The sequence below is a fragment of the Bradyrhizobium sp. NBAIM14 genome (genome assembly GCF_020193895.1).
Lineage (GTDB): Bacteria > Pseudomonadota > Alphaproteobacteria > Rhizobiales > Xanthobacteraceae > Bradyrhizobium > Bradyrhizobium yuanmingense.
Genome location: NZ_JADYVQ010000009.1, coordinates 190322 through 204788, shown reverse-complemented (window position 1 = coordinate 204788; position 14467 = coordinate 190322). Strand labels below are relative to the sequence as shown.

Below are 14467 nucleotides of genomic sequence, written 5' to 3'. Positions count from 1 at the left end.
GCGCCAGACGAATGACTGCTGCTGTCGAGATCTACACCCGGCCGGGCTGCGGCTATTGTTCCGCCGCCAAGTCACTGCTGACCCGCAAGAAGGCGACCTTCACCGAATTCGACGTCGCCAAGAACCCGTCCTGGCGCCAGGAAATGTACGGCCGCGCCGGCCAGGGCTCGACCTTCCCGCAGATCTGGATCGGCGGCACCCATGTCGGCGGCTGTGACGACCTCTATGCGCTCGATCGCGAAGGCAAGCTCGATGGCATGCTCGAAAGCGTGAAGGCGGTATCATGAGCGAGAACCGCACGTTCACGGCCGCCATGGTGCAGATGCGCACCGGCCTGATGCCCGGGCCGAGCCTCGAGCAGGCTACGAAGCTGATCCGGCAGGCTGCGGCCGATGGCGCCGATTACGTGCAGACACCCGAAGTCAGCAACATGATGCAGCTGAACCGCAAGGCGCTGTTCGAGCATCTCCAGAGCGAAGAGGACGACGCCTCGCTGAAGGCCTACCGGGCGCTCGCGGCGGAGCTGAAGATTCACCTCCATGTCGGCTCGCTGGCGCTGCGCTTCTCGCCGGAGAAGGCGGTCAACCGCTCCTTCCTGATCGGGCCCGAGGGCAATGTGCTCGCGAGCTACGACAAGATCCACATGTTCGACATCGAGCTGCCGGACGGCGAGAGCTATCGCGAATCCGCCAATTACCAGCCGGGCGAGACCGCCGTGATCTCGGATCTGCCCTGGGGCCGCATCGGCTTGACGATCTGCTACGATGTGCGCTTCCCGGCGCTGTACCGTGCGCTCGCAGAAAGCGGCGCCTATTTCATCACCGTGCCGTCCGCCTTCACCCGCAAGACCGGTGAAGCGCATTGGCACGTGCTGCTGCGAGCCCGTGCGATCGAGACCGGCTGCTTCGTCTTCGCCGCGGCGCAGGCCGGCACCCACGAGAACAAGCGCGAGACCTACGGGCATTCGCTGATCGTCGATCCTTGGGGCGAGATCCTCGCCGAAGGCGATGTCGAGCCGGGCATCATCATGGCCAGGATCGACCCGGCCAAGGTCGAGACCGCGCGCCGGGCGATTCCCTCGCTCCAGCACGGCCGCCGCTTCGGCGTCTCCGATCCCAAGGCCGGGCCGGACCATTTGCACCTCGTGCGGGGCTCGGCATGATCCGCTACGCGCTCCACTGCGACCGCAATCACGCCTTCGAAAGTTGGTTCCAGAGCTCGTCGGCCTATGATTCGCAGGTGAAGCGCAAACTCGTGACCTGCCCGATCTGCGGCTCAGCCAAGGTCGACAAGGCGATCATGGCGCCGCGCATCGTCGGCAAGAAGGGGCGCGGCCGCGCCACGCCGCCGCCGGAGCCCGTGGCCGCGACCACGCCCGAGGCTGCGCCGTCAGGGCCGACCTCGCTGCTGATGGCGCAGGAGCGCGAGCTGCGCGCCAAGCTGAAAGAGCTGCGCGACCACATCGTCAAGAACGCCGACAATGTCGGTGAGCGCTTCGCCAACGAAGCCCGCGCCATGCATTACGGCGACAAGGAGCACCGCCCAATCTATGGCGAAGCCTCGCCCGAAGAGGCGAAGTCGCTGATTGACGAAGGCATCGAGGTCTCACCGCTGCCGACCCTGCCGGAAGACCGGAATTAAGCTCCCACCAGCACAGCGACTCCGACGACGATCAGCGCAATGCCCGCAAGCTCGCGCGGTGCGATCGGCTGCTTGAACGAGTAATACGCCACGGCTTGCGCGAACAGCACCTCGATCAGCGCGAGTGTGCGGACGTTGGCGGCCGCCGTCAGTGCAAAGGCGAGGAACCAGAATTGCGAAGCGAAGGCGCCGATGAAGCCGGCGAGCATCGACGGTCGCCATAACCTGAGGATTCCTCGGAGCACGTCCGGCGCGCGCCAGAGCAGGTAGATCGTCAGCACCAGCGTCTGCACGAACAGGCCGAGCGCCAGCGTAATTGACGCCGCGGTCACGAAGGACACGCCGGGCACATTGATGATGGCGCCGCGAAAGCCGACCGCTGACAGCGCGAAGGCCGCCGCGGCAACGAGGCCGGTGATGGTCGGCTTCAGCTCGGCAAAGCTCTTGTCGCCGCCGGGGCGGAGCGCGGTGATGACGACGCCGACGGTGGCGATCATGATCGCGAGCACCTTCAGCCAGGTCAGGTGATCGCCGAGGAAGACGAAGCCGAATATCGCGGTCTGGATCGCCTCGGTCTTCAGGTAGGCCGTCGTCACGACAAACGAGCGGTCGTTCATCGCGAGCAGCATCAGCCCGGTGGCGACGATCTGGCTGAGCGCGCCCAACAGCAGCCATGGCCAGAACACGGCTGGCGGCGGGCTCAGATGATCGCCGGTCGCGAGCAGCACCAGCCCCAGGAACAGCAGCGAGAACGGAAAGCCGAACAGGAAGCGGATATTGGTCGCGCCCCAGGTCCCCAGCGGCTTCGTCAACGACCGCTGCATCGCATTGCGCGCGACCTGCCCGAGCGCGGCAACGATGGTGAAGGGAATCCAGAGGCTGGCGATGGTGAACATGGGGTGGCGGGCGCGAGGATCCGGGCCAACGTGCCGCTAGCGGTGGAGCAGGTCAATCACACGGATGTCATGGGTGCGATGCTCTCGCACAAACTCGGTGCCTGCGAACGCAGGGACGACGGTTGTGATGTAGCGTCTGCCTAAACCTGCGGCTTGGCCGTCGCGCCGCCATACCGTCGGCGATAGATCCACATCCCCACGCCCAGCACGATCGCAACCCCTGCAACGGTCAGCATCCAGATGTGCTTGCCGACATGCGCATGATGATGCAGCCCGGCATATTCATGCAGGGCCGACACGGCCAAGACGCCCGGCAGCACATGGGCGGGCGCCCAGGCCAGGATCGCCGGGATGTTCACGGCATAGAATTTCGTGGGCGCCATGCCCAGCGCGCCGGCGGTCACGGGCACGAAGGCGCGGATCGGCGGCACGAAGCGGGCGAAGAACACGGCCCAGGTGCCGAAGCGGTTGAAGAAGTTTTCGCTCTCCGCGACCACGCGCGGATAATTGGTCAGCGGCCAGGTGTTGAGGATCTCGCGCTGCCGCCTGTGCCCGATCCAATAGGCCGCCCCGTCGCCGAGTACGGCACCAGTTGCGGCCGCCAAGAGCACCCATGGCAGCTGCAATTCGCCGCCGGGGATCAGGGCGCTCAGCGCCAGGATGATGGTCGAGCCGGGGATCACCGATCCCACCACCGGAACGGCTTCGAGCAGCGCCGCCAGGAACAGGGTCAGATAGGCCAGCCACGCATGGGCGGAAACGAAGGCGATGAGGGGATCGAGGAAGGACGTCACGTCGTCTCTTGAAGGGCTGGAGCATGAGGGCTTCGGACCCTACATAAGTAACTGCCTACGGCCAAAGTACCATTCGCACGGATTGGGGCCGACGCGCCCGAATTTCGGCGTGATTCGCAAGGCAGCCCTCCAAAAACTGCGTTCCTTGCCTATCTAAATGAAAAGACAACGGAACTTTGATTGGTGGGCGGGCTTCTGCCGGCTCGTTGTCTCTGATAGGTTGATTTTCAGCACCCAGCCGCAGCCAACGTGCGAATAACCGGTTTCGGGACCGCCCGGGACCTCGGAGGATTGATGACGACCGCCGCCCTGTCCAAAGTTGAGGAAGTTTCCGGCCTGCCCGACATGAAGGTGTCGGTGCGCCAGGTGTTCGGGATCGACAGTGATCTCGAAGTCCCGGCCTATTCCGAAGTCGATCCTCATGTGCCCGAAGTGGATTCCGATTACCGCTTCGACCGCGCCACCACGCTGGCCATTCTCGCGGGCTTTGCCAGGAACCGCCGCGTGATGGTGACCGGCTATCACGGCACCGGCAAATCCACCCATATCGAGCAGGTCGCGGCACGCCTGAACTGGCCCTGCGTGCGCGTCAACCTCGACAGCCACATCAGCCGTATCGACCTCGTCGGCAAGGACTCCATCGTGGTCCGCGACGGCAAGCAGGTCACTGAATTTCGCGACGGCATCCTGCCTTGGGCGCTGCAGAACAACGTCGCGCTGGTGTTCGACGAATACGACGCCGGCCGCCCGGACGTCATGTTCGTGATCCAGCGCGTGCTGGAGGTTTCGGGCCGCCTGACGCTCTTGGACCAGAACAAGGTGATCAAGCCGCATCCGGCGTTCCGGCTGTTCGCCACCGCCAACACCGTCGGCCTCGGCGACACCTCGGGCCTCTATCACGGCACCCAGCAGATCAACCAGGGCCAGATGGACCGCTGGTCGATCGTCACCACGCTGAACTATCTCAGCCACGACGAGGAAGTCGAGATCGTGCTGGCCAAGGCCAAGCACTATCGCACCCAGGAGGGCCGCGACATCGTCAACAAAATGGTGCGCCTCGCCGACCTCACCCGCAACGCCTTCGCCAATGGCGATCTGTCGACGGTGATGAGCCCGCGCACGGTGATCACCTGGGCGGAAAACTCCGACATCTTCGGCGATATCGGCTTCGCCTTCCGCGTCACCTTCCTCAACAAATGCGACGAGCTCGAACGGCCCCTGGTCGCCGAGTTCTACCAGCGCTGCTTCAATGCGGAGCTGCCGGAATCGGCAATCAACGTCGCGCTGAGCTGATCTCTCACGGTGTGTCGTCCCGGCGAAGGCCGGGACCCATACCGCGTGATGTCTCGATTGAAGCGACGCTGATAGTTTCCTGACACAAGAGCGGCCGGTGGTTATGGTCCCGGCCTTCGCCGGGACGACAGATAGGGTCAGATGACCGCCTCCAACTCCAAATTCCGCAGCAACAAGGAAGCACCGACCGAGCCGTTCAAGCGCTCGGTCGCCTCCTGTCTGAAGGCGATCGCGAAGGCGCCCGAGCTCGACGTCTCCTTCGCGGCCGAGCGCCCGGGCCTTGCGCCCGGCAAAGCGCGGCTGCCCGAGCCCGCGCGCAAGATGACGAAGCGTGACGCCGCGATCGTGCGGGGCCACGCCGATTCCATCGCGCTCAAGCTCGCCTGTCACGATCCCAAGGTTCACCGCAAGCTGATGCCCGGCAATCCGCAGGCGCGCGGCGTGTTCGAGGCGGTGGAGCAGGCCCGCGTCGAGGCGATCGGCGCGCGCCGCATGGCGGGCGTTGCCAAGAACCTCACCGCGATGCTCGACGACCATTTCCACCGCGGCAAGTTCGACGAGATCACCGACCGCGCCGACGCGCCGCTGGCGGACGCGCTGGCGATGCTGGTGCGCGAGCGCCTCACCGGCATGGCGCCGCCGACGGCGGCCAAGAAGATGGTCGATCTCTGGCGACCGATCCTCGAAGACAAGATCGGCAAGCGGCTCGACCGGCTCGACGGCGTGCTCGAGGATCAGACCAAGTTCGGCGATGCCGTGCATGACCTGCTGTCGGCACTCGAGCTCGGCGACGAGCGCAACGCCGACAGCGAAGACAATGACGAGAACGAGGAGAACCAGGACGGCGACAACGACCAGTCCGGCGCCGAAGGCTCGCCCGATTCCGACGCCGCGCAGGAAATGAGCGCCGACCAGGCGCAGGCAACATCGGAGGAGATGAGCGAGAGCGCGATGGAAAGCGCGCAGGCCTCGACCTCCGACACCTTCGACGACGGCGAGCTCGGTGACGACGAGACGCCGGGCGAGGCGACGCGCCCGAACCAGCACGGCAGGAACGAGCCGCGTGGGCCGGAATATCACGCCTTCGCGCCCAAGTTCGACGAGGTCATCGCCGCCGAGGACCTCTGCGACCATGACGAGCTGGAGCGGCTGCGCGCCTATCTCGACAAGCAGCTCGCACATCTGCAGGGCATCGTCGCCCGTCTCGCCAACCGGTTGCAGCGCCGCCTGATGGCACAGCAGAACCGCGCCTGGGAGTTCGATCTCGAAGAGGGCATTCTCGACCCGGCGCGCCTGTCACGCGTCGTCACCGATCCCTATCACCCGCTGTCCTTCATGCACGAGAAGGAGGCGACGTTCCGCGACACCGTGGTGACGCTGCTGCTCGACAATTCCGGATCGATGCGCGGACGCCCGATCACGGTCGCGGCGACCTGTGCCGACATCCTCGCGCGCACGCTGGAGCGTTGCGGGGTCAAGGTCGAGATTCTCGGCTTCACCACGCGCGCCTGGAAGGGCGGGCAATCGCGCGAGGCGTGGCTTGCCGCCGGCAAGCCGGCCAATCCCGGTCGCCTCAACGATCTCCGCCACATCATCTACAAGTCCGCCGACGCCCCCTGGCGCCGTGCGCGAAAAAATCTCGGCCTGATGATGCGCGAGGGCCTCTTGAAGGAGAACATCGACGGCGAGGCGCTGGACTGGGCGCACAAGCGCCTGCTCGGCCGGCCCGAGCAGCGCAAGATCCTGATGATGATCTCGGACGGCGCGCCGGTCGACGATTCCACGCTGTCGGTCAATCCCGGCAACTACCTCGAACGGCATCTGCGCCACATCATCGAGGAGATCGAGACCCGCTCGCCGGTCGAGCTGATCGCGATCGGCATCGGCCATGACGTGACGCGCTATTATCGCCGCGCGGTAACGATCGTGGACGCGGAAGAACTCGGCGGCGCGATCACCGAAAAGCTTGCCGAGCTCTTCAGCGAGACCAACACGGCGCCAACGCAAGCGGCCGGTCGCCCGCGACGCAAATTGCATTCGTGAGCACGCATCCATCCCGCCGCAGCTTCGTCAGCCTCGCGGCGGCGGGATTTTCCACTCTCGCGCTGCCGCGCTTGGCGCAGGCGCAGCTGCAGCCCAAGACCGAGCCGCCGCCGCGCGCCCTCCAGCTCGAGCATGCCGTCACCGCGCCGGTCAGCGTCGAGGTCAACGCGCGTAGCATTGCCAATTTCGAGCCGCGCGACCGCTCGCGCACGCGCTTCGGCTCGCTGGATTTTCGCAGCGGCCTGGTGCTGACCTCGCCCTATCGCGGCTTCGGCGGGCTGTCGGGCCTCCGCTTCCTCGACGGCAAGGGCGAGCGCTTTCTCGCGATCTCCGATCAGGGCGGCTGGTTCACCGGCAGCATCCGCTATTCCGGCCGCGAGATGATTGGGCTCGCCGACGTCGAGGCCGCGCCGGTGCTGGGCGCCGACGGGCGGCCGATCACCGAGAAGCGGCTCTGGTACGATACCGAGTCGCTCGCGCGCGACGGCAACCTCGTCTATGTCGGGCTCGAACGCGTCAACCAGATCCTGCGCTATGATTTCGCCAAGGGTGCTACCGGCGCCCGCGGCGAAGTGATCGCCGTCCCGCCGGCCTTGCGCAAGCTGCCCTACAACAAGGGGCTGGAGGCGATGGTCGTCGTGCCCAAAGCGCAGGGACCGGGCAAGAGCCAGGCCCAGCCGCTCGCGGGCACGCTGATCGCCTTTTCCGAGCGCGGGCTCGATGCCGACGGCAACCTCCTCGCTTTCCTGATCGGCGGCTCGACGCCCGGCCAATTCAGCGTGCGGCGCTCGGAGAATTTCGACATCAGCGACGCGGTGCTGCTGCCCTCGGGCGATCTGCTGATCCTCGAACGTAAATTTTCCTGGTTCACCGGCGTCAACATCCGCATCCGCGCGATCCCGCTGAAGGGAATCGCGCCGGGCGCCGTCGTCGACGGCCTGACGCTGTTCGCCGCCGATCTCGGCCACGAGATCGACAACATGGAAGGCATCGACGCCCACGTCACCGCCGACGGCGAGACGGTGCTGACCCTGATCTCCGACGACAATTTCTCGATGCTGCAGCGAACCCTGCTGCTGCAATTCACGCTGGCGGAGTAGCCGGCACTGCCCTGCGGCAAACTCCGCCGTCATCCCGGGCTCGCGCGAGGCGCGCCCCGGGATGACGGCAGAGTCTGTGGCGCAGCTGACCATCAAGCCATTGCCGGAATGCACGAACAGGCGACCCGCCATTCCGGCGCCCCGCTAGCAATCCGCCGCGCGCCCACTACACTGATCCCATCTCCCTCCATCCCCCGGAACTCCCCGCATGTCCGTCCTGTTTTCCCCGATCAAGCTGCGCGGCCTGACGTTGAAGAACCGCCTCGTGGTGTCGCCGATGTGCCAATATTCGGCCGATGACGGCGTCGCCACCGACTGGCACTTCACCCACATCAACAATCTCAGCCTGTCGGGCGCGGCGATGTTCTGCATCGAGGCGACGCATGTCGAGGCGATCGGCCGTATCACGCCGGGCTGCCTCGGGCTCTACAGCGACGCCTGCGAGGCCGCGCTGAAGCCGATCCTGCATTCGGTGCGCAAGCATTCCTCCACCGCGATCGCGATGCAGCTCGCCCATGCCGGCCGCAAGGCCTCCAGCGCCCGCCCCTGGGACGGCGGCCAATTGATTCCGGAAGGGCAGGGCGGCTGGCAGACGGTCGGGCCGTCGGCGGTGCCGCACAAGGAGGGCGAGGCCGCCCCGCTGGCGCTGGATGCGGCAGGCCTGAAGCGCATCCGCGAGGCCTTCGTCCATTCGACCGAGCGCGCCGCGCGGCTTGGTATCGACGCCATCGAGGTCCATGGCGCGCATGGTTATCTCTTGCATCAATTCCTGTCGCCGATCTCTAACAAGCGCACCGACGAATATGGCGGTAGCCTCGCGAACCGCATGCGCTTTCCGCTGGAGGTGTTCGACGTGGTGCGCGCCGCGTTCCCCGCCGACAAGCCGGTCGGCATGCGGGTGTCGTCGACCGATTGGGTCGAGGGCGGCTGGGATCTGGCACAGACCATCGAATTCGCGAACGCGTTGAAGGCGCGCGGCGTCGACTGGATCGATGCATCGTCCGGCGGCGTCTCGCCGCTGCAGAAGATTCCGCTCGGCCCCGGCTATCAGGTGCAGTTTGCAGAGGCGATCAAGCGCGAAACCGGCCTGCCCACGATTGCCGTCGGCCTGATCACCGAGTCGAAGCACGCGGATGAGATCGTCGCGTCGGGCAAGGCCGACATGGTCGCGCTCGCCCGCGGCCTGCTCTACGATCCGCGCTGGGGCTGGCACGCCGCCGCCGAGCTCGGCGGCGTGGTCGAGGCGCCGCCGCAATATTGGCGCTCGCAGCCGTCCACGCAAAAGGCGCTGTTCGGCAAGACCACGTTCGGGGCGAGGTGAGAGCGAGTGGGGTGCGCGCGCTGCCACCCCTCACGCATCCGTAAACCTCCTCACCTTCCATGCCCCCCAAAACTGGCCTAACCTCTCCATACTCAACGCCTCGCGGAGGCTGGCCATGCGCTTTCGTTTTCGTAAAACTGCCCATGTGTTCGAGCGCGTTGGCCTTGCCATGGCGGGGGCCGCGTGCGGATTGTTCGTCGGCGCCTATGTCGGCTCGGCGATCCCCACCCTCACCACGCAGGGCTTCCTGCTGCTGATGATGCTGCTCGGCGGCATCGGCTTCTATCTCGGCATCGACACGCCGCAGATGCCTTTCGACGATGCGCACAGCCAAATTGACGCCGCCGAGCTCATGAGCGCCGCCGGCACGCTCTCCGCCACGCTCACCGCCTTCGCCTCGGTCGCCGTGATCGTGCTCCGGCTCGATCCGCACATGGCCTGGACCTGGCTCGTCTTGGTCGGCTGGATGGCCGGCGTCGCCATGCAGATCGTCGCCGGCGCCAAGGCCAGGCTGCGTAAGTAGCTCTCTTTGTCAGGATGGGCCCGCCTGAAGCGGGCGTCTCGAAGGACAGCCGCCGGGAAAAGCTCGCAATTCCGAGTGCCCGTCGTTCACGGCAGGGTTCGGCTTGCCGCAACTGCCTTGCCCGGCACCGTCTCTCTCTCTGTCAACCCGTCATCCGGTCAGGGCGCCGTTCGGAGCATTGCGCGCGCATTGGTCTTGAAGAGTTCATCTTTGCAACACATCTTGTGGCGCCCGCAGGTAGAGGCGTACCCTGCATCTTCTGCGGCTTTGATGCGAGGACCTGGGGATGAGCGGACCGGACGGAAGCAGGCAGTTGATCAAAAAGCACGATTTCGTTCAGGTCAGCGCAATTGCCGGGCTTCTCGCCGCCGCGTTCGCCCTGTCCGGCTGCGACAAGCCGGCATCGCAGGCTGCGGCTCCGCCGGCGCCGGCGGTGACGGTCGCCCAGCCGGTCAAGCGCACAGTCACCGATTGGGACGAGTTCACCGGCCGCTTCGAGGCGGTGGAGGAGGTCCAGGTGCGGCCGCGGGTCGGTGGCTTCGTCAACTCGGTCGAATTCCAGGACGGCGCCATCGTGCGTCAGGGTGACCTGCTCTACGTGATCGACCCGCGCCCGTTCGAGGCGGTGGCCACTCAGGCGGAGGGCCAGCTGTCAGACGCACGGGCGCGAGTGGAGCTCGCCAAGCGCGAGCTCGACCGTGGTCTCAGCCTCGTGCAGACCAGCGCGGTCTCCGAACAGGTCGTCGATCAGCGCCGCCAGGCCTTGCAGGCTGCGCACGCCGCCGAGATGCAGGCCGAGGGCGCGCTGAAGGCCGCCAAGCTCAACATCGAGTTCACGCATGTGGCAGCGCCCTTGACCGGCCGCGTCAGCCGCCATCTCGTCAGCCCCGGCAATCTCGTGCAGGGCAGCGACACCGGCACCTCGACGCTGCTGACTTCGATCGTCGCGCTCGATCCGATCTACATCTATTTCGACATGGATGAGGCGACGTTCATCAAATACAGCAAATTGTGGTTCGAAGGACGGCGGCCAAGTTCGCGCGATACCGCGAACCCGGTGCAAGTGACGCTGGCCGGCGAGACCAAGCCCTCGCGCGAGGGCACCGTCAATTTCCTCGACAATCGGCTGGACGTGTCGACCGGCACGCTGCGCAGCCGCGCGGTGGTGAAGAACACGGATCTTTCGATCCTGCCCGGCCAGTTCGGCCGCGTCCGCCTGATCGGCAGCGCGCCTTACGAGGCGCTGCTGATTCCGGACGCTGCGATCGCAACCGACCAGTCCCGCAAGATCGTGTTCGTGGTCAAGCCTGATGATACGGTCGAGGCACGCCCCGTCGTGCTCGGTCCGCTCGACGACGGCCTGCGCGTGATCCGTGAAGGGCTGAAGCCGGACGATCGCGTCATCGTCAACGGCATCCAGCGCGCCCGCGTCGGCGCCAAGGTCGCTCCCCAGACCGCGCAAGCGCCGGCCGGTGGCAAGTCATGAATCTTGGCCGCCTCTCCATCAACCAGCCCATTTTGGCGATGGTGCTGTCGATCGTGCTCCTGATCGTCGGTGCACTCGCCTACACTACGCTGCCGGTCTCCGAATATCCGCAAGTGGTGCCGCCGACCGTCGTCGTCACGACGCAATATCCCGGCGCCTCCGCCCAGACCGTGTCCGACACGGTCGCAGCTCCCATCGAGCAGGAGATCAACGGTGTCGAGGACATGCTGTATCTCTACAGCCAGGCGACCTCGAACGGCCAGCTCACCATCACCGTCACCTTCAAGCTCGGCACCGATCTCGACAAGGCCCAGGTGCTGGTGCAGAATCGCGTCGCCATCGCGCAGCCGCGCCTTCCAGAGGAAGTGCAGCGCAACGGCGTCACCACCCGCAAGAACTCGCCCGACATCCTAATGGTCGTGTTCATGCTGTCGCCGGACGACACGTTCGACCAGCTCTACATCTCCAATTATGCGCTGCTCCAGGTCCGCGACCAGCTCTTGCGCATCGACGGCGTCGGCGACATCCAGATCTTCGGCGCCCGCGACTATTCGATGCGGCTGTGGCTCGATCCTGACAGAATCGCCAATCTCGGCCTGACCTCGGCCGAGGTGCTCGCGGCCATCCGCGCCCAGAACGTGCAGATCGCGGGCGGCCAGATCGCCGAGCCGCCCATCGCCGATCGCGCCTTCCAGCCCAACCTCACCTTCACCGGACGTTTGAAGGACCAGAAGCAGTTCGAGGATATCCTGATCAAGGCCGGCCCTGACGGCCGCACGGTGCGGCTGCGCGACGTCGCCCGCATCGAGCTCGGGGCGCTGGCTTACAGCACCAACAGCTTTCTGCTGCGCAAGTCGGCGGTCGCGATGCTGGTGACGCAGCGGCCGGGCTCGAACGCGCTCGCGACCGCAAAGAACATCTCCGACACCATGACGAGGCTGAAGGAGAGCTTTCCCAGGGGGCTCGACTTCAATATCGGCTACAACCCGACCGAGTTCATCGCCCAGTCGGTCCACGAGCTGATCAAGACCATCTACGAGGCCATGCTGCTCGTGGTCGTCGTCGTGCTGGTGTTCCTGCAGGGATGGCGGCCCGCGATCATTCCGATCATCGCGATTCCGGTCTCGCTGGTCGGCACGTTCGCGGTGATGGCGGCGCTCGGCTTCTCCATCAACAATCTCACCCTGTTCGGGCTCGTCCTCGCGGTCGGCATCGTGGTCGACGACGCCATCGTCGTGGTCGAGAATGTCGAACGCCATCTCGAGCACGGCCTCAGTCGTCGCGATGCCGCGCTGAAGACAATGGAGGAGGTCGGCGGCGCACTGGTCTCGATCGCCCTGGTGCTATGCGCGGTGTTCGTCCCGACCGCGTTCCTCGGCGGCATCTCCGGGCAGTTCTTCCAGCAATTCGCCGTCACCATCGCCGTTGCGACGGCGATCTCCTGCTTCTGCTCGCTGACGCTCTCGCCCGCGCTAGCCTCGCAGATCCTCACACCACACGAAGAAAAGCGGCCGCCGGCCGCCTGGAACATCATCGCGCGCGGCTGGAATGCGTTCACCGGCGTGTTCAATCGCGTGTTCGACCGGCTGGCGCATGGCTATGCCGGCCTCGCCAATTTCGCGATTCGCCATTCGGTGGTGATGCTGCTGATCTACGTCGTGCTGATCGGCGGCGCCGGCTGGCTGATCGTGACCACGCCGCAGGGCTTCATCCCGGCGCAGGATCGCGGCTACGTCATCATATCCGTGCAATTGCCGGGCGCGGCGTCGCTGGCGCGCACCACCGAGGTTGTTCGCGAGATCGAGCGGATCTCGCTGGATACGCCGGGCATCGTTCGAGTCGCCGCCTTTGCCGGTTTCTCCGGCGCCACCCGCACGCAGGCCGGCAATGCGGCGGCGCTGTTCCCGGTGTTCGACGAGCCCGAGGCGCGGCTGAAGAAGGGCCTGTCCGCGAATGCCATCACGGCCGAGCTGCGCAAGCGCCTGTCCGCGATCCAGGGTGCCTTCATCATCGTGATTCCACCGCCGGCCGTGCCCGGCATCGGCACTGGCGGCGGCTTTGCCATCCGCATCCAGGATCGCCAGGGCCGCGGGCCTGAAATGCTCGCAGCCGCCACCGACGAGCTTGTCGCCGCCGCGCGCAAATCGCCCTCGCTGCTCGCCCCCTCGGTGTTCTCGCCGTTCACGGCCAACACGCCGCAGCTCTTCGTCGACATCGACCGCACCAAGGCGCAGAAGCTGGGCGTGCCCATCTCCAACATCAACGAGACGATCCAGACCTATTTCGGGTCGACCTATGTCAACGACTTCAACCTGTTCGGCCGCACCTACCACGTCACCGCGCAGGCCGACTTCCCGTTCCGGAAAGAACCGAGCGACCTTGCGCGCCTGCGCACGCGCAACGCTTCCGGCGACATGGTGATGCTCGGCAGCGTGGTCGAGTTCAAGGACGTCTCGGGACCCGACCGCGTCGCGCGCTACAATCTCTATGCGGCGTCCGAACTCCAGGGCGAGCCGGCGCCGGGCACGAGCTCGACCACCGCGCTCAACGCCATCAAGCAGCTCGCGGACGACACCTTGCCGAGCGGCTTCACCTTCGAATGGACCGATCTGTCCTATCAGCAGGTCACCGGCGGCAATGCCGGTCTCTACGTGTTCCCGATCTGCGTGCTGTTCGTCTATCTCGTCCTCGCCGCACAATATGGCAGCTGGACGCTGCCGTTCGCGGTGATTCTGATCGTGCCGATGTGCCTGCTCGCCGCCACCATCGGCGTTCGCGTCATGGGCCAGGACGTCAACATTCTGACCCAGATCGGCTTCGTCGTGCTGGTGGGACTAGCGGCGAAGAACGCGATCCTGATCGTCGAATTCGCGCGCGACATCGAGAACGAAGGCAAGCCGCGGCTGGAGGCCGTCATCGATGCCTGCCGCCTGCGCTTGCGGCCGATCCTGATGACCTCGTTCGCGTTCATCCTCGGCGTCTTGCCGCTGGTGATCTCGACCGGCTCTGGCTCGGAGATGCGCCAGGCCGTCGGCGTCGCCGTGTTCTTCGGCATGATCGGCGTCACCCTGTTCGGCCTTCTGTTCACACCGATCTTCTACGTCGTGGTGCGGAACCTGGCGGAAGGGCGGCGCGACAAGAAGCCGGAGGCGATGGCCTGACGTCTCTCTCGATGGCCAAAGACTCCGCCACATCCTCCGCTGTCATCCTCGCGAACGCGGGAATCCATAACCACAGGGAGGAGTTTAGCGCGACAGCGGCAAGTCTTCGCCAAACACCATCCTGTGGTTATGGGTCCCGGGCTCGCGCTGCGCACGCCCCGGGACGACGGTGGAGAATGTGGCACGCAGAATCCCATACTAACGACCAA

Annotated in this window: 12 protein-coding genes; 10 read left to right on the top strand and 2 right to left on the bottom strand. The window is 65.7% G+C overall.

Annotation, left to right across the window (positions count from 1 at the left end; genetic code table 11):
* The first annotated feature begins 11 nt into the window (after positions 1-11).
* From grxC to I6F28_RS22340, 3 genes are read left to right on the top strand one after another with little or no spacing between them, the layout of a single operon-like run.
* Positions 12-287 (top strand): glutaredoxin 3, encoded by a 276-nt coding sequence (grxC, locus tag I6F28_RS22350; RefSeq protein WP_036026245.1) that lies wholly within the window; start codon positions 12-14, stop codon positions 285-287.
* The gene (locus I6F28_RS22345) at positions 284-1162 is read left to right on the top strand and encodes a carbon-nitrogen hydrolase family protein (RefSeq protein WP_036014649.1); all 879 of its coding nucleotides are present in this window, start codon (positions 284-286) and stop codon (positions 1160-1162) included. Before grxC ends, I6F28_RS22345 begins: the two co-directional genes overlap by 4 nt.
* Complete coding sequence (locus I6F28_RS22340) at positions 1159-1641, top strand: DUF1178 family protein (RefSeq protein WP_036014648.1); 483 nt, start codon at positions 1159-1161, stop codon at positions 1639-1641. Before I6F28_RS22345 ends, I6F28_RS22340 begins: the two co-directional genes overlap by 4 nt.
* Here the strand turns inward: I6F28_RS22340 and I6F28_RS22335 are convergent.
* Together I6F28_RS22335 and I6F28_RS22330 are read right to left on the bottom strand one after the other, a co-directional pair.
* Positions 1638-2537: an EamA family transporter gene (locus tag I6F28_RS22335; protein ID WP_225141082.1), complete on the bottom strand. Its 900-nt coding sequence runs from the start codon at positions 2535-2537 to the stop codon at positions 1638-1640. The genes I6F28_RS22340 and I6F28_RS22335 overlap by 4 nt on opposite strands.
* Before the next feature lie 140 nt (positions 2538-2677).
* Entirely contained in the window at positions 2678-3331 is a 654-nt protein-coding gene (locus I6F28_RS22330) for a DedA family protein (RefSeq protein ID WP_036026250.1), read from the bottom strand.
* A gap of 294 nt (positions 3332-3625) precedes the next feature.
* Between I6F28_RS22330 and cobS the strand changes: the two genes are divergently transcribed.
* From cobS to I6F28_RS22295, 7 genes are all read left to right on the top strand, one after another.
* Positions 3626-4624, top strand: a complete 999-nt coding sequence (gene cobS, locus I6F28_RS22325; protein WP_036014642.1) for a cobaltochelatase subunit CobS — start codon at positions 3626-3628, stop codon at positions 4622-4624.
* 141 nt (positions 4625-4765) lie between these two features.
* A complete protein-coding gene (gene cobT, locus I6F28_RS22320) occupies positions 4766-6667 on the top strand; it encodes a cobaltochelatase subunit CobT (protein WP_036014640.1) in 1902 nt (633 codons plus the stop codon).
* Positions 6664-7767, top strand: a complete 1104-nt coding sequence (locus tag I6F28_RS22315) for an esterase-like activity of phytase family protein (protein ID WP_036014638.1) — start codon at positions 6664-6666, stop codon at positions 7765-7767. The genes cobT and I6F28_RS22315 overlap by 4 nt, the downstream gene beginning before the upstream one ends.
* 208 nt (positions 7768-7975) lie before the next feature.
* Positions 7976-9088: an NADH:flavin oxidoreductase/NADH oxidase gene (locus tag I6F28_RS22310; RefSeq protein WP_225141080.1), complete on the top strand. Its 1113-nt coding sequence runs from the start codon at positions 7976-7978 to the stop codon at positions 9086-9088.
* 115 nt (positions 9089-9203) lie between these two features.
* Positions 9204-9611: a hypothetical protein gene (locus I6F28_RS22305; RefSeq protein WP_036014633.1), complete on the top strand. Its 408-nt coding sequence runs from the start codon at positions 9204-9206 to the stop codon at positions 9609-9611.
* 286 nt (positions 9612-9897) lie between these two features.
* Entirely contained in the window at positions 9898-11097 is a 1200-nt protein-coding gene (locus I6F28_RS22300; RefSeq protein ID WP_036026265.1) for an efflux RND transporter periplasmic adaptor subunit, read from the top strand.
* A complete protein-coding gene (locus I6F28_RS22295) occupies positions 11094-14258 on the top strand; it encodes an efflux RND transporter permease subunit (RefSeq protein WP_225141078.1) in 3165 nt (1054 codons plus the stop codon). Before I6F28_RS22300 ends, I6F28_RS22295 begins: the two co-directional genes overlap by 4 nt.
* Positions 14259-14467 lie beyond the last annotated feature (209 nt).